A 24,765-nucleotide genomic window follows, 5' to 3' on the forward strand; every position below is an offset into this window, starting at 1 on the left:
AAAAAGGGCCAACTGGCCCTTTTTTCATTCATGCTCATGCGTGTCGAGCAATCACACCCGAGCGATTGCAGCTCGGCTGGCCCCTGTTACCAAGCACAGGTCCTCAGGCGAGAGCTCAATATCCAAGCCCCTGCGCCCACCGCTGACCAGTATCGTTTCCTGACCACTGGCACTGGCATCAAGCACCGTCTGCAGGCGCTTTTTCTGCCCCAGAGGACTGATTCCACCGACAACATATCCGGTGGCACGCTCGGCATCTGACGGCTGCGCCATGGCAACCTTTTTGACCTTCAACGCGCTGGCTATCGCCTTTAGGTCCAGCATGCCATTGACCGGCACAATGCCAACGGCTAGCCGGCGAGCATCGCCCTCCACCGCAACCAGCAGCGTTTTAAAAACCTGCTCGGCGGGGAACCCCAGCTTTTCCGCAGCTTCCAACCCATAGGCCGGCGTTGCAGGATCATGCTGATACTCATGAATGCTGAATGCGACACCTGCACGCTCAAGCGCTTTTATGGCTGGGGTCATCCATTCTCCACCGTTATTCGAAAAGTCCGAGTGCGCGATCGGTCAGATCGATCACATCCAAAACGGTACCTCTACCTTCCATCACGCGCACAATCCGATCGCCAACCCGCAACAATTCGATACCGTCCTGGCGCCCGGTCAAACGGTTGAGAAGATCAGAGGGCAGATGCTCGGCATTGCGATAGATAACCGGATCAATCACCTCTCCACGAACCAGTTTGTCGCGCCATCCCGGAGGCAACTCCCCTCCGCGCTCAAGCTTCTTGCGAAGCCCCGGCGGCAGCGACTTGTACCGTTTTTTTTCAGTTTGGTACTCAACACCATAATGATCGACGAGAACCCCTCTGAGCAAGCGATCTCGATCATCAACGGACAGGCGATCACGCAACTCATATCGACCGCCATCAGCTCTATCGCGCTCCTTACCGTGATCTTCGTTTCGATGGGAAACTGAAGACTCCTGCGCCAGCTCAGGTTTGCCTTTTTTACCCTGATGTTTATCGTCCACCCACTCGGGCTTGGCCGCCAGAACCGGCAATGACACAACGACCAAAGCACTCAGCAAAATCTTTCTCATCGTATTACCTTCCTTTTAATGCCTGCCAGCCAGGCTAACGAGCCTTGGCTTAACCCAAACCAAACGGGCTCATACCCTTTTTCTCAGCGGTTCGAGTATAGACTCGAGACCGTTCAACTTGATCTCGTACAGCAAAGCAAGCCGCTCACCCAGCTTCCCCGCGGGAAACCCCTTGCCTGCAAACCAGACCAGATAGGGCTCCGGCAAGTCGAGCAGAACACGCCCCTTGTACTTGCCGAACGGCATCTTCATATTCACAAGGTCGACCAGCTGATCACTATCCAGTTCCATATACCCCCCTCACATCAGCGCAGTATACACCGTCGAACCCTTTACAATCTGGCAGGGGAGCAAGCTTAGGCGGTAAAATTCACCACTGAAATCAAAGCTGCAAAGAACAGAACCTCAGCTCCATGTCCGAGACCAACCCATTACACCAAGCACTGATGCTGATGCAGCAGAGTGCCTATACCAGTGCCCAGGCTATCTGCCAGTCGCTGCTCGAGCGCAACCCGAACGATTTCAACGCTCGCCACCTGCTTGGTGTTATCAAAATGCGATCAGGCAACCCGATCATTGCCTGCAAAGAGCTAAAGCGCGCAGCCGAGCTACCCGTGGCGCCACGCTTCAAGGCCCAGGCGCTGAGTAATCTTTCGCTAGCTTTACAGCAGCGGGAACGATTTGAAGAGGCGCTGACTGCAATCGAGCAGGCCTTGAGTCTGCAATCCGACGAAGGCGCGTTCCAGCTCAACTACCTGAACCTGCTGGATAATCTTGAGCGCTGGGATGCAATAGCAGAGGCAACTGAGCGCTTCCCTGGACTCAGCAAAATGCCCGATGCACAGTTCACGCTGGCAAGGGCCGCACGCAAGAGAGGCAAAACCCAGGATGCCTTGCTCCACATCGAGCAGCTTAAGTCATATGGCGACTTAGAAGCTGATGAACAGGGCGAGTATGCCCTCGCGATGCTGCTGACCGGCAACGAGGCTCAACTGTTGGCTGAGTGCGATCATATGAGTCCACAGCAGCTGCAGTCCGTTGCAGACTACATGGCCGAAGAGGGTGAAACCGACGCATCACTCATCATATACCGGCTCCTGCTGAAGCGTGACCCATCGCACGCAGGTGCCCGGCACATGATCGATGCCTCATGCGGCCACATCGGGGCCAGCGCGCCCGCAGACTACGTTCGCAATCTGTACGACGCTCACGCCGAGCAGTTTGAACGTCAACTTGTGCGACGGCTTGAATACAGGGCCCCTGAACTTCTTGTGGAACGAATTGCCGCGCTGCTTCCCAAACAAATCGGCAGGGTTGCCGATCTCGGATGCGGCAGCGGACTATTGGGGCGAGCCCTGCGTAAGCACTTCGTACTCAGTGAACTGCTAGGCTGCGACTTGTCCTCGGGCATGCTTGAACAGGCCCGGCAAAAAGGCGGTTATGACCAACTTCATCACGAAGAGATGAATGCCTGGCTGGCACGACAACTCGAGATGGACCTGATATGTGCAACCGATGTTCTGATCTACACCGGTGATCTGTACCCTGTACTCAAAGTAGCCTCAATGGCCCTCAAACCCGGCGGACTGTTCGCGTTCAGCGTCGAGTCCACGGATACAGACCTTCTTTTGCATTCGTCAGGGCGCTATCGACACAGCGAGACACACATTCGGGATCGCGCCCACTCAGCAGGCCTTGAGCTGCTAAGCTGCGAACGCTTCCCGTTACGACAGGAACAGGGCAAGATGATTTCAGGCTTATTGGTAATCTGCCGTCGCCCGAAACAGCTCACCGGCGGCGAAATCTAAGGAAAGAACATGCCCTCTCCTGTTCTAAGTGAACTGTTCATATATCCGGTTAAATCTGGCGCCCCTATTTCGTTGCCCAGTGCCTGGGTGGAAACCCGGGGGTTGGCGATGGACAGGCGATTCATGGTCTGCGATCCGGAAGGCCGGTTCATTACCGCACGCGAAGAACCCAGACTGCTGAAATTGATTTCAACTCTGGTTCATGACGGACTGATTCTGAGCGCCCCGGGAAAACTGCCGATCTATCTGCACTATCAGGATATTCGCGATCAGCGTCAGGATGTTCAGGTTTGGAACGATATTGTTGCCGGCAAACGGGTTCCCGAATCCGTCGATCAATGGCTCGGCGACTACTTGGAACAACCGGTTCATCTGATTTACAACGACCCCGACAGCTACCGCGTAGCGGGGCGCACGCCAGAACGCCCTGTGCTGTTTGCCGATGGCTATCCCTTATTGCTGACCAACGAGGACTCGCTTCAAGCGATCAGAGATGAGGGTGTATCCAATATCGAAATGCGGCGTTTTAGACCTAATGTCGTGATCAAAGGTGTGCAAGCCTGGGCAGAAGATAGCTGGCGCCGGATTGCCATCGGTGAAGTGGAACTGGAACTGGTAAAGCCCTGCGAACGCTGTGTACTGATCACCCGTGACCCACTAACCGGCGAGAAGCACCCGCGATCAGAGCCACTTCGTACCCTCGCACGCATTCATCGAAGCGATGATGGGCGCGTCTGTTTCGGGCATAACCTGATGGTAACCAAACCGGGACTGCTCACTGTTGGCGAACCCGTGACAATACTGGAATAACTCAGTCCGCAAGAGCGTCCAGTAAGCGGGCCGTCAGATGCCTCAGACGCTCAAGTTGCGCATTACGCCCTTGCGGATGCTTCACCTCGGATGCATCCCGCTGGCGCCATACACGATCGACCAGAAGCGCCTGATCCTCTGAAGCTAAGCCCAGATCAGGCCAACTGGCGACCGTCGCCAGCAAAAGCAGATCCATTTCGAGCAAAGTACTTTCAAGGGAGCGTTTATGCCGTGCGAAACCCACCAGCCGACTCGTATCATCATTATTGAGCCTCGCTAAGGACAACTCACTGAAGAGGCTCGGTAGGAGCTCTATCGACAGGCTGGATAACGTCCCATTCAATCGATAACGCAAACGCTTTGCATAACGCGCCCTCATACCGGAAAACCAGGCTCGACACTGTGCCGAGAGCGGATTCAGCACAAGCGTTGAATGACACCCCGATACAGGATCCTCTTGGTCACCGACGCGCACCGGTAAGAAACCACTTCTGCGCCAATAGCCAAGAAGCGCATCCGTTGCACCGAAACTGGCACCAAGATAGTCGACACTGGCGTCTTGCGCCTTTTCAACGATCATCCGGAGCAAATAGCTCCCCATCCCCTGCTGCTGCACCGCCGGGTGAACCGCAATACGCAAAATCCGCCACCCCCGCCAAGGTGCGACGCAGATCTCGCCCTCGTGTGCGATCAATGCCTGAGGCAACAAATGCCCCGTGGGCCTGCGATGCCCCTCCCACACCCCCCGAGCGAGCTCTTCTGATATCGGCCCCTCTTGGGCTATAAGCGCGCAACCAATCAGCTCATCCCCTCGTCGCAGGACATAAATCTGCAAGTTGGGGCTATCGAGCATTACCCTGAGGTCACCGGGGGTTGTTCTGTAGTGGGCGAGAATCAACAACCCGAATAAGCGTCGAAGCAAAGACTCGTCAACCACCAACCTATCCCGGTCCAGACACTCGACGACCAACGGTATTTGGCCCCGAACGACAGGCTCCTCGGACTCGGCGTCAAGTTGAAGCATCCGTGTAACGACCTGCTCAAGCGGATCACCTTCAGCCCAACGTACAGGTGTGCTCATCTGCAACTCTTCGACACTGGGCACCAAGCGCTTTAATTCATCAAGGAAGCGCAGTGTAAACCCGCGCCCATTGCCCTCATATCCATGCTGGGTCGTCGCAAAAATCAACCGACCGTAATGGCCGCTCAGTTTCTTGAGCAGAGGGGTTGCAATTGCCGCGGCCTCGTCGACAACCAGAAGGTCCGCTGATGGCAGTCGCTGGCAGGCCTCGGCTGGCGTCAAGTAGACGATCTCAAGCTCGCCAACCTGCGCGAATTCCCCGTTCCATTGCAACGCGCCTGTTGCCGATTCGATCCTTTCAAATACAGCAGACAATGCCGATTTTGACGGCGCAGTAATCAGCACTCGAAGCGGTCTTCCGCACGCCATCGCGGCCAGTGCCAAGCCAATTGCTGCAGACTTGCCGCGCCCTCTGTCGGCGCTGAGAACATAGGCGCAGCGTCGCTTGGCGATACTTCCGGTCAGAACCCCTGCCACCCGCTCTTGATCAGGACTCATAAACGGTGGTCGTGTTTGTACCGGCTCAATGGCGCTATCAGCGTGGACCCAGTTGGGCAGCGCCAAGGCGCCGTTACCTAATCTAACAACGGACCGGTCGCCCTCCAGGAGTCGCACAAGACGAGCAAGATATCGCGGGGTGAGCATACCCGCTGTCCAGGGCTCTACCCGCAGCTTGTGGTACTCGGGATCGTCGTAAGAGATCCAATCAGTCTTGGAAGGCGTAATCAGAATCAGCCAACCACCGGCGGCCACCGTCCCCGCAATCTGGGCAAAGCTATTCGGATTGAAGCCGGCAAATGCATCATAGACAGCCCAGCCAAGAGTTCGCCCTAAAAGCTGAGTGGTTTGGGAGGGGAGCCTTGTGATTTCGGAATAGGCGCAGGAGATATCGCTGACGACCGCACCGGTGGTAGAAGGTGGAAATCCAGCAGCTAAACCAGCGGCCAGGCGATGTGATTCATCGCGCGCACCGGTTATCCATATCAGAGCCCGGTGACGAGCTGCGCCAAGATAAGTCTGAAGCTCACAGAGCTCGGCGCCGATCATGAGGTGACGGCAGAGTTAAACGCGCCCACTCCAGCAGGTTCTGCATGATAGCGGTAGCTACCGCTCGGCTCATTACGCACCTCTTGCAACAGCCGATCGAGCTGATCACAAATTTTTCGGGTGTTCAAATCCGCTTTCGGCTGAAGCGTACAAGCCGCAAGACGCACTTCGATTGCATCACTTTCAACCTGCGAAGCTGCATTTTCGATGCATCGCATGGCGAGCGCTTGAGCATTTTCATTCGTGGATGGCAGCAGCAGTTGAAGGTCGCCAAGCTCTCCGATGCCGACCAGATCACCGGGACGCGAGATCTCTTCGGTCAACATAGCGGCCAGCTTAACCCGCATCATCGCTTTAAGTGCGGGATCGCCAGCCTTGATATCAAGCTGCATCAGCGTTATCGGCGTAAAATCCCTGACGGCTCTGCGACACTCGGTGTCCAGTACTCTGGCAAACCACTGCGGCAAGGCCACCCCGGTCTCGCTATCGGTCATGCGCTCCCCTATCAGCGAGCGCTCCAGATCTCTCAAGCGCCCCAATAGCCGCGCGCGCCGCTGTCTCAAATTCAGATAAGCAAGTATGAGCAAAACAAAGGCCAGCCCCGCAAGACCTGGAAGCCACAGTGACGCCTGTTGTACGGCGGAAAAACCTGCCACAACCAATATGACAATCGCTGCTGCTAGCAACAATACATCAAGGCCGCGCCAGCCTTCCTCGTGAAAAGAGGGTTCCATCGTTCTAATGCTCTCGCCTAAATTCGAGCTTTCATAGGCACAGACTGCAAAGGCCCATCCCTTAACTACTGACAGTAAAGCGTTTTTTCTTCCTGCCTGCAACGAGATACGCGGCAAAACAACCAGAAGTATCAACGCCCGTGATGAAGATGACGCTCCAGATTTTGAAGGCGTTGCTGCTCATTTTTGCGTAGCAAGACATATATTGCCCCATTTCCACCGTGCTGGGGCTGAGCACTGTGGAATGCCATCACTTCATCCAGTGCGGGCAACCAGACAGCCAGTCCGCTTTTGACACGATTGGCATGAGACTCTCTGTCACGTGAACGACCGTAATTGATCAGTACCGTGCGAATTCCCAGTTCGACACACTGCTGTACGAAGTCCACCACCTCATCAACACACTGGGCAAGCGCTCTGTGCATAAGGTCCAATCGTGCATCCACTGTGTAACGCCCCAGACGAAGGTTACGGTACACCCCCTCTTGCACACCATCGCGCTTCCACTCTATGGGATCCAGCGGATCAAGAAGACACTGCGGGGATATCGGCATTCCTTCCCGTTCGCCCCCGACAGCTGCGATTCGGCGGGCTATATGCTTTGGATCAAGCCTTGGGCGTGCACTGCGACGCGCATGAACCCGGCTGTCAGACTTGATAGGCCGCACCCCGTCCGTCGCCATCACTTCGAAGAACTCATCCTCTTCGCTCATGGTTTAGGCCCTCCGTCTAGATACACCGTTCGACAGAACCCGAGCATAACGCTACTGCTGCGCCACCTTCCAGAACTCATATTGATTGATCCGCAACTTTCCCTAAACGCAAGAGTCGATTATGGTGAGATCACAGCACCGGCACATCTAGTATCCACTCACGTGCCGCCGACAAGGGACTATTGCGGATATCATTATGCAGAAACTTGCCGCCATTCTGATTGCAGTTATATTCGCCATTGCTGTCTATCTTTTCTGGGCCCCCTCTCCATCGGGACCTGAAGAACAAACCAGCCCCCCCATCGATTCGGAAACGGTAGCGGCCGCCAAGGAGCACATCGCATCCCTGACCGGGGACAGCGCCAAAGAGCCCATCGACGTTGCGGCAGCCAACAATTTCGTTACAGCCGAGCAGTTGATCGAACTGCCAGAGCAGAGTGCAGTCGACGCAGAAATCGTGACGGAAACCAGCAGTGCCAGCTCAGCCACCAGTTTCGGTGTCGATCTGGGATTGATCGGCACCACCAGCAACCTCTCCGAGGTTGATCTGCCTGAGCTCAACCGGGTACGTCTGAAGGAGTTGCTGAATGATCCCAACCGCAACCCGAATGATGTGTTCTATATACACGCGGTTGACCACTATGACCGACAAGGTCTGTGGGGCATCATGCAAAGGGGCCTGACCGAAACCTTCGCCCGCGGCATTCGACTCGGACAGCAGAGTCGTACGCTCAGTGCTGTCATACCCGAGGATGCCGACGAGCGCCTTGCAGACAAGTCGAGCTCATTTCTTGGCAACATTCTCGATCGAAAAGTTAAGGACACATTGGTCTATAACTACCGTCAGGGGCTGCTCGGGCGTGATCCCGATATGATTCAGCCTGGCCAGCAACTGCTGATCATCCGCTTCAGTGAAGAGGAGCTGATTAGCATCTATAACCACTTCGCCAACGAATAGCGAGAGAGACTGGAGACCAACATGATCGATCTGTACACGTGGAGCACACCTAATGGCCGCAAGATTTCGATAATGCTCGAAGCCTGCCGACTCCATTACAACGTGCACCCGATCGACATCAAGAATAGAGAGCAGTTTGAACCTGACTTTCTATCGATCTCGCCCAATAACAAGATTCCTGCCATCGTCGACGAGGATGGCCCTGACGGAGCGCCGATTAGCCTGTTCGAAAGCGGCGCGATCTTGATGTATCTGGCGGAAAAATGCGGGCAGTTCATACCTGACGAACCCAGCGCCCGCTATGAAGTGATTCAGTGGCTCATGTGGCAGATGGGCAGTTTCGGCCCCTATCTTGGCCAGGCACACCACTTCAACCGTTTTGCGCCGGAAAAAATCCCCTATGCCATCGAGCGCTACAACAAGGATGCCCAGCGTTTATGGCGGGTGCTCGACGCCCGGCTTGAAAATCGCGAGTTTATCGTTGATGAGCTCAGTATCGCTGACTTTGCGATCTACCCCTGGGCCTGTCGCCACGAGTGGCAGATGGTCGATCTCGCCGATTTCCCCGCTGCTGCCCAATGGATGCAACGCATGGCGCGGCTGCCTTTTGTCCAGCGCGGGATGCAGGTACCCTGATCAACAATTGGACATTTTTTATACAATAATACATTCCAGCATGGACATTCCTCCTCGGCATGCGTAGTATGTGCTCCTTTCCTACTGGCAACGCTGCCTGATTGTTCCTGCAGCAACGCCTCTTCTCGACTCAGGTATACAATCACAGCATGTCAAATTCCGAAGCTCCCACCTCTTTTGGTGATCTGGGACTCTCCGCTCCTATTCTTCAGGCTCTTTCAGAGGTTGGCTACGAAACCCCATCTCCAATCCAGGCCGGCGCAATTCCGCCGCTGCTGGAAGGTCGCGACATTCTCGGTCAAGCACAGACCGGCACAGGTAAAACCGCTGCTTTCGCGCTGCCGCTGCTACAGCGTATCGACACCGCTAAACAGTATCCGCAGCTACTGATTCTCGCACCGACTCGCGAACTTGCTCTGCAGGTTGCCGAAGCGTGTGAAAAATACGCCCGCCACCTGACCGGCTTGCGCACACTATCCATTTACGGTGGTCAGGGTTACGACAGCCAGCTGCGCGCGCTTCGCCGCGGCGTACAGGTGATCATCGGCACACCCGGTCGCGTCATGGACCACGTCCGTCGCGGTACGCTTGAGCTGGACAAGCTGCAGACTCTGGTGCTGGACGAAGCAGATGAAATGCTGCGCATGGGCTTCATCGACGATGTCGAATGGATCCTTCAGCATACGCCTCCGCAGCGCCAGATCGCCCTGTTCTCGGCCACTATGCCGACTGCAATCCGTCATATCGCCGACAACTATCTGCGTGAACCTGCGCTGATCAAGATCGCCGCCCAGACCGCTACAGCCAGCACGATCAGACAGCGTGTCTGGACCGTTCGCGGCATGAGCAAGATGGCTGCATTGACTCGCTTGCTCGAACTTCAGGAGCACGATGCCAGCCTGATATTTGTACGCACCAAAACCGCCACAGAGGAGCTCGCCGAACAGCTTAGTACCGCTGGCTTCCCGGCAGCAGCACTTCATGGCGATATCGCACAGCAACAGCGCGAACGCATCGTCGAGAAGCTCAAGCGTGGCGAGCTCGATATAGTTATCGCTACAGACGTTGTGGCCCGTGGCCTGGATGTAGAGCGCATCAGTCATGTCATCAACTATGACATCCCTTATGATGCCGAATCGTACATCCACCGTATCGGCCGCACCGGCCGTGCTGGTCGTGAAGGTGATGCCATTCTGTTTGTTGCACCGCGCGAACAGCGCCTGCTCAGCCAGATCGAGCGCACCACGCGCCAGCCGCTGGAGCAGCTCGTTCTGCCGACCGCCAAAGAGATCAATGCGCTGCGTATCGAACGCCTTAAGACGCGGATCAAGACGGCCGCCGAAAGCGACAAGATCAACCAGTTCAACACACTGGTGGCATCGCTGACCGACGGTGACGACGCCATGGCGCCGGCCGACGTTTGTGCCGCGGCATTATCGCTGCTCTATGCCGACCAGCCGTTCCTGCTCAACGAGAATGAGCCTGACCCGAATGCCACCCGTCCGCGCCGCGAACCGCGCGACAACAACGGCCAGAGCAACGGCCAGAGCAACGGTCGCAAGCCGGTACGCAATGCGCCGCCGGCTGAGGGCATGGAGCGCTTCTGGATCGGTGTCGGTTACCAGCACGGCGTCAAACCCGGCAATATCGTCGGCGCTATCGCCAATGAGGCGGGTCTGGAAAGCAACAACATTGGCCGCATCAACATCAGCGATGAGTTCAGCACCGTTGACCTTCCGCGCGGACTTTCTGCCGATGCGCTGCAGACACTCAAGCGTGCACGCATTTGCGGACAGCGTCTGGAGATTCGCCCCTGGACAGAAAACCGAGGTGGTGGCCAGCGCCGTCAGGGTGGAGCCAAACGCCCCTACCAAAAGCGCGCCTGAACGCTGAAATACACCCTGCTGTAATACGGCAATAAAATGGGGGCGCCCCCGCCGAGGGCGCCCCCGTATTCGCCGGAAAGATTCCGGCTAAGGACCATGCTAAGGCATGGAGGTAATGGATGCCTGCTGCTCACCACACCTTTCGTGTGCTGATACTCTGCCAGTATAGACAAGCACATTGAAACTGCCCGCCGAAAAGCCAACCTTTGCCCTGAAAGATTTTCATCCCTTCGCGCAGTCCGCGCATCGATATTCACGCCTCACCTTCAGCCCCCAAAACACGACCATTTGATATCAATCGCAGTTTCTGAGCACGACGCAGACGCTTGATCGCGTACTCTCGCCTGAGCGCCGATGAACGATCACTCTGCACCTCGGACCACACCATCGCGACCGGACGTCTGGCACGCGTGTAGCGGGCACCCGGACCACCCTCGCCATTATGCTCTCGCTCACGCCTTTGAAGATCGGTAGTGACGCCGGTATAGAAACTCCCGTCGGCACACCGCACAATATAGACATACCAGTTCTGCATGGTCGCGAGTGTGCCAGCTCCCCCGACAATGCGCCATGCTTATTGAGACAGCAGCTGCCCGACATGACCCGACGCCAACGCAATCCATACTTCCAATGCCAGCAGTTTCGTATCGAACAATCAGGCGCAGCCATGAAGGTAACAACCGATGCTTGCACCCTGGGAGCCTGGGCACCTATTGAAAGCGCCCGAACCATCCTCGACATCGGAACCGGCAGCGGCCTATTGGCACTTTTCGCCGCTCAGCGGGCACCCAACGCCACGGTTGATGCGATAGAGCTGGATACCGAGTCCGCGCTTCAGGCGAGGAGCAATTTCAACTTGAGTCCGTTCAATGATCGTCTCACATTGATCGAAGGCGATATCACGACGTTCACCACCGGCAAGACCTACGACGCCATCCTCTGCAACCCACCTTTTTTCAGCGACTCTACACTCAACGACTGCTCACGCCTGAGCCAGGCAAGGCAAGGCACGATACACACCTATCGCTCGATGCACTTCTCGCTAGCATTCGAAGATTACTTAACCCGCACGGAAAAGCGTATGTGCTGCTGCCCACTGATGCAGCACCATCACTCGATTGCCTTAAGTGCCACGGGCTCCACCTGAGACACACGTTTGCAATCGCCAGTGAACCCGACGATGCCCCACATCGAGTGATTCTGACCATCTCGCCGGAGGAAGGCGACCTACAGCAAACCTCGCTCATACTCTATGCAAAACACCCGATCCACAGCGTAGAAGCCGGCCGACTGTTCTACCCGTTTTATACCCGACTGAGATGTGAATCACCGGAGTTCTCGCGCTGACACGAACAAAACTCAGAGCCCGCTCCCAACCCTGTACATCAGGAGAGCGAATTCGGTACTAAATCAGTAGGATACTAGACTTTCGATTACCTTAGGCAGGGAGTAGAATTGGGCGCAACTCTGCGCAGTCATACGGACTGACCCTCTGCATCGCTCGGGAAACGATCTTCTGGGTCTATAAACCAGCCCCTCTGCACCGTTTTGCCCTCTCGCCACGCACGGTCGCCCCGCCGTAAGTAAGCCGCTGCGCGTTCACTTACCGGAGCATCTTGCATGCATACTCTTCTAATCCTGATTGCAGGACTGGCATTCCTGTCGATCGTGCTCGAGGACGTCATTCACGTCAACAAAGCCAAAACCACACTCTTTTTCGGCACCCTCTCCTGGATGCTTATATTTCTTTTTCCCGAAGCGGGTCAAACACAGGAATCCATTCTCGAGAAACTGGACGAAAACCTTCTTGAAATTGCCAGCCTCTGGCTGTTCTTAATGGCAGCAATGACCTTTGTCGCCTTCCTCAACCATCAGGGTCTGATCGAAACACTGATCTACAAAGTACTCCCCCGCAAAGTGAGTGAACGCAAGCTGATGTTCATGGTTGCAGGGTTTGCATTCGCGTTCTCTTCACTGTCGGACAATATTACAGCGACACTAGTATCGATCGCTCTCGTGCTGTCATTGAGAATGGAGGCGAAGAAAACACTTCGCTTCGCCGTCATGGTGGTGTTTGCGGTTAACTCAGGCGGGGTTGCATTGATCACCGGCGATGTCACCACACTGATGATATTCATGGCAAACAAAGTTGCCATAGAAGACCTGCTGTTCCTCTCATTACCGGCGCTTATCAGCGTCATGGTACTGGCTACATTGTTGGCCCGCCCACTCCAGGGAGAAGTGGAAATAATACCGACTGAGCGGCGCGATGACCGCGTGGGCAAGGTCATCGCCCTTATCTTTCTGTCGACCATTATCGGCACAATCATACTGAACGTGATCGCTGGCATCCCGCCCGTACTGACCTTCCTGTTCGGTCTCTCGATCATGTTCCTGATCGGCCGCGTAGGCTACAAGGACGATGAACGCGAGAGCCTGCTCGACTATATCCGTGTGATTGAGTACGACACCCTGCTGTTCTTCCTCGGTATACTGCTGCTCGTTGGCATGCTCAAAGAGATCGGTGTTCTGCACTCGCTGGTGGGAATTTACGACATGCTGCCGACAACAGGCGCCAACTTCGTAATGGGCTTGCTGTCATCACTGGTCGACAACGTACCGCTGACGGCTGCACTACTAAAAGCAGATATCGCCATGACGCACGGCCAATGGCTATCATTGACCTACTCAGTCGGCGTCGGCGGCTCTCTGTTGGTGATCGGCTCTGCGGCCGGTATCGTGGCTATGAGCAAAGTGGAGGCGGTTACATTCGGCTCCTTTGCCCGCTACTCCTTCTACCTGCTTATCGCATATTCAATCGGGTTTACCGGCAGTCTGGTTATCGGTAGCATCCTGCACTGATAACGCAGAGCGAGGGGTTCAGGCTCAAGCCTGACTCCCCTCTGCCTTTCCGAACCACGACAGACGCGACTGCAACTCAACGACCTCACCGACTATGACAACCGCTGGCGCAGGTAACTGAGCCACCTGCTGAAGCGCAACGATATCCGACAATGTTCCAGTCAAGACGCGCTGCTGCGGCGAAGTCCCTTGCGAGACAATCGCTACAGGCGTGCTTTCCGGCTTACCGTGCTCGATCAATCCCCGACATAGATGATCAAGAGTATGCAGGCCCATATAAAACACGATCGTTTGATTGGGGTGCACAAGCTCACTGAAATTCAGATCGGAGGTCCGGTTCTTCAACTGCCCCGTCACGAACTTGACCGACTGAGCGTACTCCCGATGCGTCAAGGGAATCCCGGCATAGGTCGAGCAGGCGCTGGCAGCCGTAATACCCGGCACTACCTGAAACGGGATACCCGCTGCACGCAGCTCTTCAATCTCCTCGCCGCCGCGACCGAAAATAAAGGGATCCCCCCCTTTTAAACGTACGACCCGCCTCCCCTGCCGAGCATGGGCCACGAGCAGCGCATTAATCCCATGCTGAGGCACGCTATGATTATCGCGTTCCTTACCGACATAGATCAGATCGGCATCACGTCGACACAGATCCAGCACCTGGGGGGACACCAAGCGGTCATAAATCACCACATCTGCCTGTTGCATTAACCGCAGTGCCTTGAAGGTGAGTAGCTCCGGGTCCCCGGGCCCGGCCCCCACGAGATAAACCTCGCCCACGGCCTCACCGGACTCGAACGACAGCGCCTGCTCGAGCATTTCAGCCGCTTCTTCGTCACGTCCAGAAAAGACGCGCTCAGCTATTTCACCCTGAAGCACGTGCTCCCAGAACTTGCGCCGTTCGTTAACGTTCGAAAAACGCGCCTTCACCCGATCCCTAAATCCGCCGACCAGCGTACCAAGACGGCTGTAGCCACTGGGGATTAGCGTCTCCAGCTTGGCCCGCAGCAAGCGCGCCAGCACCGGAGACTGACCACCAGAACTTATCCCGATGACAATCGGCGAGCGATCCACAATTGCAGGGAATACGAAAGTACACAGGGACGGGTTATCAACCACGTTGACCGGCAATGAGCGAGCGAGCGCATCATAGTGCACGCGCTCATTCAACGCCTGATCGTCGGTGGCAGCCACCACCAGCGCCACCTCGTCCATCAGCGCTGGATGGTACTCCCCAATGATTACCTGCCCCTGATGCAGCTCGACAAGCTCATCGAGCTCAGCATGCACCTCACGCGAGACGACACGCACACAGGCGCCGGCCCGCACAAGGAGCCGAGCCTTACGTAGCGCCACATCACCTCCACCGATGAGCAGCGCGACCCGTGATTTCAGATCAAAAAACAGTGGCAGGTAGTCCACCTGTTGTACTCCCGATATTCAAATGCGGTTAGGTTTGGCGTATGCGGCCTCCCTGCCGAGTTCCGTGTCAGTTCACGCGCTGGTAGCGATACATTCCCTCACCGTCATCATCAGTGTAGATGCAATCAAACCCGGAATCTGTGGCAAGAATTTCGCAACGTGCAGTGTGAGGATCCAGCGCCTCCCACTCCAGATCGCAGCCATCACGATACTCGCCCCCCTGAACATCGAAGCGGAGCTGATCACCCACACTAGTCCAGCGGTAATTGTAACGCAGGGTTTCGCACTGCCCGGTCGCATCATATTCGGTGTAAAAACCCGTGCCGTCGGTATTGATCTCTTCATGCCCGATCATCGGCGGCTGACCGCAGTTCTGATTCAGATCACGCAGTTCATAACGACCCACCAGATCCTCCGCCTTGGGTGCAGGCTGGGAAACCGGCAGCATCTCCATGCGAGTCTGTCCCGACAACCCGCCGGACTCCATATCGGTTCTGTAGGTCATTCGCATCGGCTGACTCTGCATCGCCTTACGTATACGCGCCTGACCCAGACAAAACTCCTCACTTGCGCCAGCCACCTGACTCAAAAGCGAATCCGGAAGCGAAGACACCCAACGCGCAATCTTCGGGTAATCGACACTCACCGCCATCAAACCGTTACTTTCCAGCTTTTCACTGGCCAGCGCTTTGGCAGCCTCCTCACCCTGAGTGCCCGAATACACCACAAGATGACTACCCTGCAGACCCAAAGTGGCTTTCAGCCCCGGTGACAAAAAGCCCAGATCAACATCGGTCAATTCGCCATTAAGCGGCAACTCAGGCACCCGACCACCGGATTGAGGCACAACGGTTGTATTGAACAGGGAAAGCACCAGCTCCGGGTTCTCTGTCGCCAGACTAAACAGGAAGTCAACAGCCTCAGGCATGCCACTGGCATCGGAAAAACGTATGTCGTAGAGCGATAGCGCAGCACCTTTGATACCCTGCGCCATGCCGGTCGCAATTCCGAGCGGAGCCGGGCTGGTCGCCATCATTTTCTGTTGCGCCTGCTGAAGCTGTGGACACTGGAACGTCTGCTGGCCCGCCGCACGCCAAAGCTTGGTCAAGGCCGGCACCAGGGTATCCATATTGGTGGCCACTGCCACGCCCAGCATCTGCTCACCGTCGATATGCCCCGGCAGGTGTCCACGCAACTCCATCAAAGGCCCCACCACCTCGGCGGACGCTACCTCAAGCAAAGAGCGCGCGTTAATCTCGACGCTCTCGTCCTTGATATTGACACTCTGGTAACCGAAAACCATTCGCGGCATACCGGCAAAGAGTGCGGCGATCTCGTTTCGACACACCAGTGACAGATCGCGATCGAACGGGTTAGTTTGCCCCTCAGACGCGGCAAGCGCGCCAATATCATGCGAAAGCGCACCGTCCTTCGCACCCAGCAATCCTTCAGCCAGCCGCTGAATATGGATAAAGCCAACGAAATCGTCGGTAAAGCCCTGAGCCTTGATCAGCTCCGGCAACTCTTTGGTGTCAGCAAGACTCGTTTGCGGCTTGCGCAAGCCGATGCGCTCCAGCTGAGCCTCGTCGCTATCGGTGGACGAGAACAAGGTTACCGTCGCCAGCGAGTCCTGCATCGCGACCACAAGATCGATAGCGCCCTTTGCGCCCTCGCTGCTCAGCGGCCAGCGCTTAATGGTCACGTTTTCACGCACTTCCTCTTTCGGCGTCACACCCGACTCTTTTGTCAGGCCTGCCCAAAAAGCGTCGAACGCCACCTTGTCGGCAATATGCATTCGCAGGACGGGAAACAGACCGTGCATGTAGACAGCCTGCGACGCATTCAAGTCGAAACCGTAGTGCGAGAACAGGGTACCGTAGGTGCTGGAGTGCGCCGCAAAATCAAGCAGCATCGCTTTCAATAGCTTTGCGCCCGGTGCATTAGAAGCACCATCAGCCTCCAAGCGCTCGAACAACATCTCCAGTTGGGCCGGGTCAATCGCGCCGATGGGGTAATCCTGCATCCGCTTGCTGACCTCGGCATTCGCCTGCCCCCCCAGATACAACGCCGTGTCCGCCGGCACATACGCCGTCAGCTCATCACCTGCCCCCGCACCGGGTTTCCATAGCCAGGCTCCAATAACCACAACCGCGGCCAGTATCAGTGCTGGTATTGCCAGCTTGTTCATTGTGTTCGCTCCCTGCTATTAAGACCCGAAAGCCTTGTGATCGATTGACCGGATTCTAACCCACTCAACGAGATGGCGTGACCCTTGTCATGCGCAAAATTGCCACCTGAGGTCAGGTTTGGATATGAAAAAGCCGGGCGGCGAACCGTCCGGCTTTACATGAACCTGCTTAACGATGCCGATCAGAGCTGTGTATGCAAACCACACTCACGCGTTTCAAGCGCTTTTGTCGGATCGAAATAGTCGGTTTCATTGGGCAAACCGTGCTGCGCGAGGTACTCGTCCATCTGGGCTTCACTCCAGTGGAACAGCGGAGCCACCTTAATCACGCCATCCTTGCTTGCCGTTACAACATCCAATGACTGGCGAAACTCTGTCTGATCCTTGCGAATGGCATTGAACCACAGATCAGGTGTGAGCTCGGCCAGCGCCCGCTGGAACGGTTCAAGCTTGACCTGACGGGTAAACTCTTCGTGCAACGGATCATCGATATCGGGAATACCCTTCATCAGAACGTTACGACGCGCGGCCGTCATCTGCGGAATGTAGGTCACGATGTTCAGATTCAGATCCTGGATCACCTTTTCGGCGAAACGATAGGTTGCTGATGTGTTGTATCCGGAATCGACCCACAACACCTGAACATCAGGTTTGATCTGCGTAACCATATGCAGGATCACTGCCTCATAGGGACGAAAGTTCGTCGTCACCAGAGGACGCTTGGCCTGATCCAGCCCCCACTTGATAATCTCCTGAGGGGTTTTACCTGCCAGAGCTGCGTTCGCAGCCGCCAGATCGATACTCATATCCTGTCTCCTGAATTAATTCTGCAGGTAAACCGGGCGCGGATCATCCGAACTGCCCTGATAGCGCACACTGATCTCACCGAAGGCTTTAAGAAAATCGTCCGAGAACTCTTCATCGGCAAACTCGAATGCATTGAAACCACAACGCTCCATGTACCCAAGCTGGTCACGTGCCGGTGAGCCCACAGCACGAAGCTCACCCTTGTAGCCTGCTCGACGCAGAATGCGCGCCAACGAGAAACCTCGACCATCACGAAAGGCCGGAAATTCGATGGCAATCATTGCGAACAGATCCTTGGATTCGAGTACCGGTGTCAAATCATCATCACCGTTTACTTTCACCGCAATCCGGCCCTTATGCCCCTTGAGGGTCTCGCCACACTCGAGATAGAGCGCGAGCGGCAGCAACAGATCAGCGCTTTGCGGCAGCGTCTCAGCCTCTTCCACAAGAAGCCAGCCGTTTTCGTTAACAATCTGTCGATCAATGAGCAACGGCATAGACTTTCTCCTTGAACGGGTCGACACCCACACGGCGCACACACTCGAGGAAGCTTTCCTCGTCGGTGCGCTGCTCGACGTAGGCTTCCAGAATCTTTTTCAATGTATCGGCGACATCATCGGCGGCTACTGATTTACCCAGCACTTTGCCCAGAGACGCATCTTCGCGATCAGAACCACCGATAGTGATCTGATACCAATCCTCGCCCTTCTTATCGACACCGAGAATACCGATATTGCCGACATGGTGATGGCCACACGCGTTGATACAGCCGGACATGTTCAGTCGAATATCACCGAGGTCATACAGGTAATCCATATCGTCAAACGCCTGATTGATCTGCTCAGCGATATTCAGGGTTTTGGCGTTTGCCAGTGCACAGAAATCGAAGCCCGGGCAGACAATCATATCGGTCAGCGTACCGATATTTGGTCGCGCCATATTGTGCTCGGCCAGCTTCTGCCACACGGCGTACAGGTCGGCGTTTTTTACATCGGCCAGCACCAGATTCTGCTCGTGGGTCGAACGCGCCTCGCCGAACGAGTACTGCTCGGCCAGGTCAGCAACCACCTCCAGCTGAAGATCAGTAATATCGCCGGCCGGTGCCAACTGAGGTTTCAGAGACACAACAACACTGCGATAACCTGCCACCTTATGCTCGTGAGTGTTGCGCTCGTACCACACACGGAACGCTTCATCACTCTCAAGCTGGCCCTGGAGCGTGGTATCAGCAGCTGCGGAGGCGTCATATTCGAACGGCTGGAAGAAGCCTTTAACGCGCGCCACTTCGGCATCGGTCAGCGCCAGCTCGCTGCTACGGATAGTGTCCCACTCCGCTTCAACCTCTTCACGGAACGCGTCAATGCCCATCGCCTCAACCAAGATCTTGATGCGTGCCTTGTACTTGTTGTCTCTGCGCCCTTTCAGGTTGTAGACACGCAGAATCGCTTCCAGATATGACAGCAAGTCCTGCTTGGCCAAGAACGGACGAATCTGCTTGCCGATGATGGGGGTACGCCCCAAACCACCGCCGACGAGCACCTCAAAACCGACCTCACCCGCATCGTTTTTCACCAGATGCAAACCGATGTCGTGAACCTGGGAGGCCGCACGATCACGCGGGCTACCGGTTACTGCGATCTTGAACTTACGCGGCAGGTATGCAAATTCCGGATGCAGCGTCGACCACTGGCGAATGATCTCACACCACGGACGCGGATCTTCAAGTTCGTCTGGCGTCACACCGGCGAACGGATCTGTCGTCGTGTTACGAATACAGTTGCCGGAGGTCTGAATGGCGTGCATCTGCACCTGAGCCAGCTCGGCCAGAATATCCGGCACCTCTTCAAGCTTGGGCCAGTTGAACTGGATATTGGTACGGGTAGTGAAATGCCCGTAACCCTTATCATAGGTGCGTGCGATGTGCGCGAGCTTACGCAGCTGCACTGAAGAGATCAGTCCGTAGGGGATGGCAACGCGCAGCATCGGCGCATGACGCTGGATATACAGGCCATTCATCAGACGCAGAGCCAAAAACTGGTCGTCCGACAGTTCACCCGCCAGGAAGCGCCGGGTCTGATCACGGAATTGCTCAACCCGTTCGTCGACGATTTTCTGATCGACTTCGTTATAAATGTACATTATTGGCTACCTTCAACCGGGTGTACCCCCGGATCTCTTAAGGTTCTTTCTTTAATTAACAGGCTTATATCAAGTCAGGCTCAGGCCGACAGCACGAAACGCAGTCCGATCGCCATCAACAAGGAGCCCATGATCGGCTGCATCAAACGCGGCGACAGCCGCGCCCCTATATGACTGCCGACAAAAACACCCGGCAGTGACCCCACCAGAAGATACGCAAGCAACTCCAGATCCACGCCACCCATCTGATAGTGACCTGCTCCTGCAACCGAGGTCAGGACTACAGCATGAACCAGATCGGTACCCACAATTGCCGGCATGGTCATGCGTGGATAAAGCACGATCAGTAGCGCAGTCCCAAGGGCACCGGCGCCTACTGACGAGAGCGTCACCATGCCACCCAGGGCAAATCCGGTCGTCACTGTAATCGCCGGGCGCCACTTGCGCAAACCGGATGTAAAGCCATGATCCTGCATGGATGCGGCGAAATCGCGAATGCGTGAGCGCAGAAACACGGCGATGGATGTCAGCACCAGAGAGAAGCCAAGCGTCAGGTTCATCAGATACTCGATCTGCTCAAGCCCATCCAGCCCCTCAAGATACCCAAGGGTAATAAGACTGCCCGGCACAGACCCCATCAGAAGAAACCCTACAATGCGCCACTGCACTAACTGCTTGCGCGCATAGGACCAGATTCCCCCACACTTAGTGATCGCGGCATACAACAGGTCTGTACTGACCGCCACGAACGGCGGTATACCGAACACCACAATCAGTATAGGCGTCATCAGGGCGCCGCCACCGATTCCGGTTAAGCCAACCACCACTCCAACGACCAATCCTGCTACTATGTACGCGAACTCCATGAGCCCAACCCTGTCCTGGATAGAGATAATCAGGCAGCCATGTTAATGGCACATCCATATAACACAAAATAATTAATGAGAATTTTGTTATTCTTTTCCGAAATATATCGACATAGCGGGCATGACTACTGCTTATTCGAAAAAGGAATTTTAGAATTTCCATTTATTCTTTTTGATTTTAAACAAAGTCAGCGATAATCTCATCGCAAAATTGGGACGTGCCGCGCACGCCACGCTCAAAACGATTCAACAACCTATCAGCTTGAAGAAACGAATGATGAACCAATTACCGGAACACCGTTTGACACATCTGAAGCAGCTGGAAGCAGAAAGCATCCACATCATCCGCGAAGTGGCGGCGGAATTTGATAACCCGGTAATGCTCTACTCCATCGGCAAGGATTCGTCGGTGATGCTGCACCTGGCACGCAAAGCCTTCTACCCGGGAACACCCCCGTTTCCTCTGATGCATGTGGATACCACATGGAAGTTCAAGGAGATGATTCAGTTCCGCGACAAGATGGCGCAGGAAGCCGGAATGGACCTGATCGTCCACATCAATCAGGAAGGCGTCGAGATGGGGATTGGCCCATTCACCCACGGCTCAGCCAAACACACTGATGTGATGAAGACCCAGTCACTGAAGCAGGCGTTGAACAAATATAAGTTCGACGCGGCTTTCGGCGGCGCCCGCCGCGATGAAGAGAAATCTCGCGCTAAAGAGCGCGTCTTCTCGTTCCGCGACAAAAACCACCGCTGGGATCCGAAGAACCAGCGCCCTGAACTGTGGAACATCTTCAACACCCGTATCGACAAGGGTGAGAGCATCCGCGTATTCCCGCTCTCCAACTGGACCGAGCTCGACATCTGGCAGTACATCTACCTTGAGAGCATCCCAATCGTACCGCTGTATTACTCCGCTGTTCGTCCAGTCGTTGAGCGCGATGGCATGCTGATCATGGTCGACGACGAGCGTATGCCGCTGAACGACGGTGAGGTACCGATGATGAAGCCGATCCGGTTCCGTACGCTGGGCTGCTACCCGCTAACCGGTGCGGTTGAATCAGAGGCGGATACTCTGCCGGAAATTATCCAGGAGATGCTGCTGACAACCACGTCGGAGCGTCAGGGTCGGGCTATCGACCACGATAGCGCAGGCTCCATGGAACAGAAGAAGATCGAAGGTTATTTCTGATCCCCGATCACGGGTTGATCGAGACCAACATTTCGCCTGACACAGATTTCGAACGAGTAGAGATATATGAGCCACCAATCCGAACTGATCGCTGACGATATCGAAGCGTACCTGCACCAGCACGAGAACAAGGAACTGCTTCGTTTCCTGACCTGCGGCAGCGTTGACGACGGCAAGTCCACACTGATCGGACGCCTTCTGCACGACTCCAAAATGATCTACGAAGACCAGCTCGCTGCCATCCAGTCGGACAGCAAAAAAGTCGGCACCACCGGCGAAGAGATCGACCTGGCACTGCTGGTTGACGGCTTGCAGGCAGAGCGCGAACAAGGCATCACGATCGATGTTGCGTACCGCTACTTCTCCACCGCCAAGCGCAAATTTATCATTGCCGATACCCCGGGACATGAGCAGTACACCCGCAACATGGCCACTGGAGCCTCGACCTGCGATCTGGCGATTATCCTGATCGACGCCCGTCATGGTGTTCAGGTACAGACACGCCGCCACAGCTTTATCGTCTCCCTGCTGGGCATCAAGCATACAATCGTGGCCATCAACAAGATGGATCTGGTCGATTTCAGCGAAGAGCGCTTCGAACAGATCAAGCAGGATTACATGCAGTTTGCAGAGCAGCTCGACCTGCCTGACATTCGTTTTGTGCCGATCTCCGCACTCAAGGGCGATAACGTTGTAAACGCGTCCGAGAGCACGCCCTGGTATGCTGGCGACCCCCTGATGGCACTGCTTGAAAACATCGAGATTGCCAGCGATATCAACATAGAGGCGCTGCGTTTCCCCGTTCAGTACGTTAACCGCCCGAACCTGAACTTCCGCGGCTATTGCGGCACCCTCACCTCCGGCATCGTACGCCCGGGTGATGAAATCACCGTGCTGCCATCCGGAAAGTCGAGCAAGGTTAAGTCAATCGTCACCTTCGACGGAGAGCTTCAAGAAGCCTTCCCGCCGATGTCGGTTACGCTGACACTGGAAGATGAGATCGATATCTCCCGTGGCGACCTGATCGTACACAAGCATCACAAGCCAGACGTTTGTCGCCGGTTTGACGCCCATCTTGTTTGGATGTCCGAGCAGGAACTGGTACCGGGACGCACCTACGATATCAAACTGGCCGCTTCACGCAGTGCCGGTAGCGTGACGGCTATCCGTCACCGCATTGACGTGAACACCATGGAGCACTCTCCGGCCGCGACCCTGGGCCTGAACGAGATCGCCCGTGTCGAGATCGACGTTGAGCGCGAACTGGTTGCTGACGACTATCGCGAACATGCAGGCACCGGCGCCTTCATCATCGTCGATCGACTGAGCAACGCCACAGTCGCGGCCGGCATGATCATCGCGGGTGACTTCTCAGCTGAGGACGACTCCATTTATGTCACTTCCGCAATCGGCACCGAAGAGCGTGCGCGCCGCTTTGGTCAGCACCCGACAATCGTAAGCATCGAAGCTGGCGACAACAGCACCGCTTTGCTGTACACGCTTGAGAAACGCCTCTTCGACCGCGGCCGTATGCCGCTGGTTGTTTCGAAAGCTAACCTGCCGACGGCGGAAGGCTCTGCACCTGCACTCAGTGCCGCTCTCAAAGATCAGGGCTTTATTGTGCTGACCGATGTCAACGCGGAAGGCGCTCTCACGGCTTCATACTCGAAAGATGCCGACATCGCGCTGAATGCAGACCAAAGCGCAGGCGCTCAGGTTGACAGCATCATCAAGGCTCTGGCAAACGCCAACCTGATCTGATCGCCGACACCGGCAGCCACAAACGGGATACCCGCCCGTTGTCGATATGGCTAAGCCCGGATCTCGCTGAGATCCGGGCTTAGCCTATTCCGCAAAATTGGGTAAAATCGCAGGTTTCCTAACGAGCGGTCGCACTGCATGCGGCCAGAGGTTCGACAGGCGTTATGACCGACTTTCTACTCATCTTGATCAGTACCGTACTGGTCAACAACTTCGTACTGGTCCAGTTTCTGGGACTTTGCCCCTTTATGGGCGTGTCCAACAAGTTGGAAACGGCAATGGGTATGTCGCTGGCGACAACATTCGTACTCACACTGTCGTCGGTATGCAGTTATCTGGTCTACACCTACCTGCTTAAGCCATTCGATCTGACCTATCTGCAGACTATTTCATTCATTCTTGTAATCGCGGTTGTGGTCCAGTTCACCGAAATGGTGGTGCACAAGACCAGTCCTCTGCTTTACAAACTGCTGGGCATATTCCTGCCCCTGATTACCACCAACTGCGCAGTATTGGGTGTTGCCCTACTCAACATCAAGAAGCAGAACGACTTCATCCAGTCGATCGGTTACGGCTTCGGCGCGGCCGTTGGTTTCTCACTGGCACTGGTACTGTTTTCTGCAATTCGCGAACGGGTTGCCGTGGCCGACGTACCGGTGCCGTTCAAGGGCGCCGCGATCGGCATGGTCACAGCAGGCCTGATGTCACTGGCCTTTATGGGATTCACCGGCTTGGTACGGTTCTGAT

At 55.6% G+C, this 24,765-nt stretch carries 23 protein-coding genes; 10 read left to right on the forward strand and 13 right to left on the reverse strand.

Annotation, left to right across the window (positions count from 1 at the left end):
* Positions 1 to 51: 51 nt before the first annotated feature.
* The 3 genes from ybaK to ADIMK_RS00195 all read right to left on the reverse strand — a co-directional run bounded on the left by ybaK (position 52) and on the right by ADIMK_RS00195 (position 1,396).
* Positions 52 to 528, reverse strand: coding sequence for a Cys-tRNA(Pro) deacylase (gene ybaK, locus ADIMK_RS00185; protein ID WP_036182234.1), 477 nt, complete (start codon positions 526 to 528; stop codon positions 52 to 54).
* A 13-nt stretch (positions 529 to 541) separates the two neighbouring features.
* Positions 542 to 1,105: a hypothetical protein gene (locus ADIMK_RS21120; protein WP_051692214.1), complete on the reverse strand. Its 564-nt coding sequence runs from the start codon at positions 1,103 to 1,105 to the stop codon at positions 542 to 544.
* 69 nt (positions 1,106 to 1,174) lie between these two features.
* Positions 1,175 to 1,396, reverse strand: coding sequence for a DUF3820 family protein (locus tag ADIMK_RS00195; RefSeq protein ID WP_197027437.1), 222 nt, complete (start codon positions 1,394 to 1,396; stop codon positions 1,175 to 1,177).
* A gap of 122 nt (positions 1,397 to 1,518) precedes the next feature.
* Between ADIMK_RS00195 and ADIMK_RS21125 the strand changes: the two genes are divergently transcribed.
* On the forward strand, positions 1,519 to 2,913 hold the full coding sequence (locus ADIMK_RS21125) for a methyltransferase (protein ID WP_051692216.1): 1,395 nt from the start codon (positions 1,519 to 1,521) through the stop codon (positions 2,911 to 2,913).
* Positions 2,914 to 2,922: 9 nt separating this feature from the next.
* Positions 2,923 to 3,723 carry an MOSC domain-containing protein gene (locus ADIMK_RS00205; RefSeq protein WP_036182368.1) on the forward strand — a complete coding sequence of 267 codons (801 nt, stop codon included), beginning with the start codon at positions 2,923 to 2,925 and terminating at the stop codon, positions 3,721 to 3,723.
* Between the two features lies 1 nt (position 3,724).
* On the opposite strand, the gene ADIMK_RS00210 is transcribed toward ADIMK_RS00205, so the two are convergent.
* From ADIMK_RS00210 to smrA, 3 genes are all read right to left on the reverse strand, one after another.
* Positions 3,725 to 5,851 (reverse strand): tRNA(Met) cytidine acetyltransferase TmcA, encoded by a 2,127-nt coding sequence (locus ADIMK_RS00210; RefSeq protein WP_036182237.1) that lies wholly within the window; start codon positions 5,849 to 5,851, stop codon positions 3,725 to 3,727.
* Positions 5,848 to 6,585, reverse strand: a complete 738-nt coding sequence (locus ADIMK_RS00215; protein ID WP_036182240.1) for a hypothetical protein — start codon at positions 6,583 to 6,585, stop codon at positions 5,848 to 5,850. Before ADIMK_RS00215 ends, ADIMK_RS00210 begins: the two co-directional genes overlap by 4 nt.
* Positions 6,586 to 6,716: 131 nt before the next feature.
* Positions 6,717 to 7,298 (reverse strand): DNA endonuclease SmrA, encoded by a 582-nt coding sequence (gene smrA / locus ADIMK_RS00220; protein ID WP_036182242.1) that lies wholly within the window; start codon positions 7,296 to 7,298, stop codon positions 6,717 to 6,719.
* A 196-nt stretch (positions 7,299 to 7,494) separates the two neighbouring features.
* Here smrA and ADIMK_RS21130 point away from each other — a divergent pair, with 196 nt between their 5' ends.
* From ADIMK_RS21130 to ADIMK_RS00235, 3 genes are all read left to right on the forward strand, one after another.
* Entirely contained in the window at positions 7,495 to 8,256 is a 762-nt protein-coding gene (locus tag ADIMK_RS21130) for a hypothetical protein (RefSeq protein ID WP_051692218.1), read from the forward strand.
* A gap of 21 nt (positions 8,257 to 8,277) precedes the next feature.
* Positions 8,278 to 8,892 carry a glutathione S-transferase N-terminal domain-containing protein gene (locus tag ADIMK_RS00230; protein ID WP_036182244.1) on the forward strand — a complete coding sequence of 205 codons (615 nt, stop codon included), beginning with the start codon at positions 8,278 to 8,280 and terminating at the stop codon, positions 8,890 to 8,892.
* A 149-nt stretch (positions 8,893 to 9,041) separates the two neighbouring features.
* Positions 9,042 to 10,778 carry a DEAD/DEAH box helicase gene (locus ADIMK_RS00235; protein WP_036182246.1) on the forward strand — a complete coding sequence of 579 codons (1,737 nt, stop codon included), beginning with the start codon at positions 9,042 to 9,044 and terminating at the stop codon, positions 10,776 to 10,778.
* A gap of 253 nt (positions 10,779 to 11,031) precedes the next feature.
* Here ADIMK_RS00235 and ADIMK_RS00240 read toward each other — a convergent pair whose 3' ends face one another.
* On the reverse strand, positions 11,032 to 11,313 hold the full coding sequence (locus tag ADIMK_RS00240; RefSeq protein WP_036182248.1) for a GIY-YIG nuclease family protein: 282 nt from the start codon (positions 11,311 to 11,313) through the stop codon (positions 11,032 to 11,034).
* A gap of 63 nt (positions 11,314 to 11,376) precedes the next feature.
* On the opposite strand from ADIMK_RS00240, the gene ADIMK_RS00245 reads away from it, so the two are divergent.
* Together ADIMK_RS00245 and nhaD are read left to right on the forward strand one after the other, a co-directional pair.
* Positions 11,377 to 11,925, forward strand: coding sequence for a tRNA1(Val) (adenine(37)-N6)-methyltransferase (locus ADIMK_RS00245; RefSeq protein ID WP_156042707.1), 549 nt, complete (start codon positions 11,377 to 11,379; stop codon positions 11,923 to 11,925).
* A gap of 473 nt (positions 11,926 to 12,398) precedes the next feature.
* Positions 12,399 to 13,640, forward strand: coding sequence for a sodium:proton antiporter NhaD (nhaD, locus tag ADIMK_RS00250; RefSeq protein ID WP_036182250.1), 1,242 nt, complete (start codon positions 12,399 to 12,401; stop codon positions 13,638 to 13,640).
* A gap of 24 nt (positions 13,641 to 13,664) precedes the next feature.
* Here the strand turns inward: nhaD and cysG are convergent, their stop codons facing one another.
* The 6 genes from cysG to ADIMK_RS00280 form a co-directional block, all read right to left on the reverse strand.
* Positions 13,665 to 15,062 carry a siroheme synthase CysG gene (gene cysG / locus ADIMK_RS00255; RefSeq protein WP_036182252.1) on the reverse strand — a complete coding sequence of 466 codons (1,398 nt, stop codon included), beginning with the start codon at positions 15,060 to 15,062 and terminating at the stop codon, positions 13,665 to 13,667.
* A gap of 67 nt (positions 15,063 to 15,129) precedes the next feature.
* Positions 15,130 to 17,250 (reverse strand): hypothetical protein, encoded by a 2,121-nt coding sequence (locus ADIMK_RS00260; RefSeq protein ID WP_036182254.1) that lies wholly within the window; start codon positions 17,248 to 17,250, stop codon positions 15,130 to 15,132.
* Positions 17,251 to 17,432: 182 nt separating this feature from the next.
* On the reverse strand, positions 17,433 to 18,056 hold the full coding sequence (locus tag ADIMK_RS00265; RefSeq protein ID WP_036182256.1) for a phosphoadenosine phosphosulfate reductase domain-containing protein: 624 nt from the start codon (positions 18,054 to 18,056) through the stop codon (positions 17,433 to 17,435).
* Between the two features lie 15 nt (positions 18,057 to 18,071).
* The gene (locus tag ADIMK_RS00270) at positions 18,072 to 18,554 is read right to left on the reverse strand and encodes a DUF934 domain-containing protein (RefSeq protein WP_036182258.1); all 483 of its coding nucleotides are present in this window, start codon (positions 18,552 to 18,554) and stop codon (positions 18,072 to 18,074) included.
* Positions 18,538 to 20,196, reverse strand: coding sequence for a nitrite/sulfite reductase (locus ADIMK_RS00275; protein ID WP_036182260.1), 1,659 nt, complete (start codon positions 20,194 to 20,196; stop codon positions 18,538 to 18,540). Before ADIMK_RS00275 ends, ADIMK_RS00270 begins: the two co-directional genes overlap by 17 nt.
* 80 nt (positions 20,197 to 20,276) lie before the next feature.
* Positions 20,277 to 21,062: a sulfite exporter TauE/SafE family protein gene (locus ADIMK_RS00280; RefSeq protein WP_036182262.1), complete on the reverse strand. Its 786-nt coding sequence runs from the start codon at positions 21,060 to 21,062 to the stop codon at positions 20,277 to 20,279.
* Positions 21,063 to 21,339: 277 nt separating this feature from the next.
* On the opposite strand from ADIMK_RS00280, the gene cysD reads away from it, so the two are divergent.
* The 3 genes from cysD to rsxA all read left to right on the forward strand — a co-directional run bounded on the left by cysD (position 21,340) and on the right by rsxA (position 24,764).
* Positions 21,340 to 22,257: a sulfate adenylyltransferase subunit CysD gene (gene cysD, locus ADIMK_RS00285; RefSeq protein WP_036182372.1), complete on the forward strand. Its 918-nt coding sequence runs from the start codon at positions 21,340 to 21,342 to the stop codon at positions 22,255 to 22,257.
* 66 nt (positions 22,258 to 22,323) lie between these two features.
* Entirely contained in the window at positions 22,324 to 24,018 is a 1,695-nt protein-coding gene (cysN, locus tag ADIMK_RS00290) for a sulfate adenylyltransferase subunit CysN (RefSeq protein WP_036182264.1), read from the forward strand.
* Between the two features lie 164 nt (positions 24,019 to 24,182).
* The gene (gene rsxA, locus ADIMK_RS00295) at positions 24,183 to 24,764 is read left to right on the forward strand and encodes an electron transport complex subunit RsxA (RefSeq protein WP_036182266.1); all 582 of its coding nucleotides are present in this window, start codon (positions 24,183 to 24,185) and stop codon (positions 24,762 to 24,764) included.
* Position 24,765 lies beyond the last annotated feature (1 nt).

The sequence above is a fragment of the Marinobacterium lacunae genome (assembly GCF_000705555.1).
Lineage (GTDB): Bacteria > Pseudomonadota > Gammaproteobacteria > Pseudomonadales > Balneatricaceae > Marinobacterium_D > Marinobacterium_D lacunae.

Excerpts from the sequence above, each read along its gene's own strand:
- rsxA (WP_036182266.1), top strand. The coding sequence starts at position 24,183 with ATGACCGACTTTCTACTCATCTTGATCAGTACCGTACTGGTCAACAAC.
- ADIMK_RS00195 (WP_197027437.1), bottom strand. The coding sequence starts at position 1,396 with ATGGAACTGGATAGTGATCAGCTGGTCGACCTTGTGAATATGAAGATG.
- ADIMK_RS00230 (WP_036182244.1), top strand. The coding sequence starts at position 8,278 with ATGATCGATCTGTACACGTGGAGCACACCTAATGGCCGCAAGATTTCG.
- ADIMK_RS21130 (WP_051692218.1), top strand. The coding sequence starts at position 7,495 with ATGCAGAAACTTGCCGCCATTCTGATTGCAGTTATATTCGCCATTGCT.
- ADIMK_RS00280 (WP_036182262.1), bottom strand. The coding sequence starts at position 21,062 with ATGGAGTTCGCGTACATAGTAGCAGGATTGGTCGTTGGAGTGGTGGTT.
- ADIMK_RS00210 (WP_036182237.1), bottom strand. The coding sequence starts at position 5,851 with ATGATCGGCGCCGAGCTCTGTGAGCTTCAGACTTATCTTGGCGCAGCT.
- ADIMK_RS00235 (WP_036182246.1), top strand. The coding sequence starts at position 9,042 with ATGTCAAATTCCGAAGCTCCCACCTCTTTTGGTGATCTGGGACTCTCC.
- ADIMK_RS21125 (WP_051692216.1), top strand. The coding sequence starts at position 1,519 with ATGTCCGAGACCAACCCATTACACCAAGCACTGATGCTGATGCAGCAG.
- ybaK (WP_036182234.1), bottom strand. The coding sequence starts at position 528 with ATGACCCCAGCCATAAAAGCGCTTGAGCGTGCAGGTGTCGCATTCAGC.
- ADIMK_RS00265 (WP_036182256.1), bottom strand. The coding sequence starts at position 18,056 with ATGAGTATCGATCTGGCGGCTGCGAACGCAGCTCTGGCAGGTAAAACC.
- cysN (WP_036182264.1), top strand. The coding sequence starts at position 22,324 with ATGAGCCACCAATCCGAACTGATCGCTGACGATATCGAAGCGTACCTG.
- ADIMK_RS21120 (WP_051692214.1), bottom strand. The coding sequence starts at position 1,105 with ATGAGAAAGATTTTGCTGAGTGCTTTGGTCGTTGTGTCATTGCCGGTT.
- cysD (WP_036182372.1), top strand. The coding sequence starts at position 21,340 with ATGAACCAATTACCGGAACACCGTTTGACACATCTGAAGCAGCTGGAA.
- ADIMK_RS00240 (WP_036182248.1), bottom strand. The coding sequence starts at position 11,313 with ATGCAGAACTGGTATGTCTATATTGTGCGGTGTGCCGACGGGAGTTTC.
- ADIMK_RS00260 (WP_036182254.1), bottom strand. The coding sequence starts at position 17,250 with ATGAACAAGCTGGCAATACCAGCACTGATACTGGCCGCGGTTGTGGTT.
- smrA (WP_036182242.1), bottom strand. The coding sequence starts at position 7,298 with ATGAGCGAAGAGGATGAGTTCTTCGAAGTGATGGCGACGGACGGGGTG.
- ADIMK_RS00270 (WP_036182258.1), bottom strand. The coding sequence starts at position 18,554 with ATGCCGTTGCTCATTGATCGACAGATTGTTAACGAAAACGGCTGGCTT.
- ADIMK_RS00245 (WP_156042707.1), top strand. The coding sequence starts at position 11,377 with ATGACCCGACGCCAACGCAATCCATACTTCCAATGCCAGCAGTTTCGT.
- ADIMK_RS00275 (WP_036182260.1), bottom strand. The coding sequence starts at position 20,196 with ATGTACATTTATAACGAAGTCGATCAGAAAATCGTCGACGAACGGGTT.
- nhaD (WP_036182250.1), top strand. The coding sequence starts at position 12,399 with ATGCATACTCTTCTAATCCTGATTGCAGGACTGGCATTCCTGTCGATC.
- ADIMK_RS00215 (WP_036182240.1), bottom strand. The coding sequence starts at position 6,585 with ATGGAACCCTCTTTTCACGAGGAAGGCTGGCGCGGCCTTGATGTATTG.
- ADIMK_RS00205 (WP_036182368.1), top strand. The coding sequence starts at position 2,923 with ATGCCCTCTCCTGTTCTAAGTGAACTGTTCATATATCCGGTTAAATCT.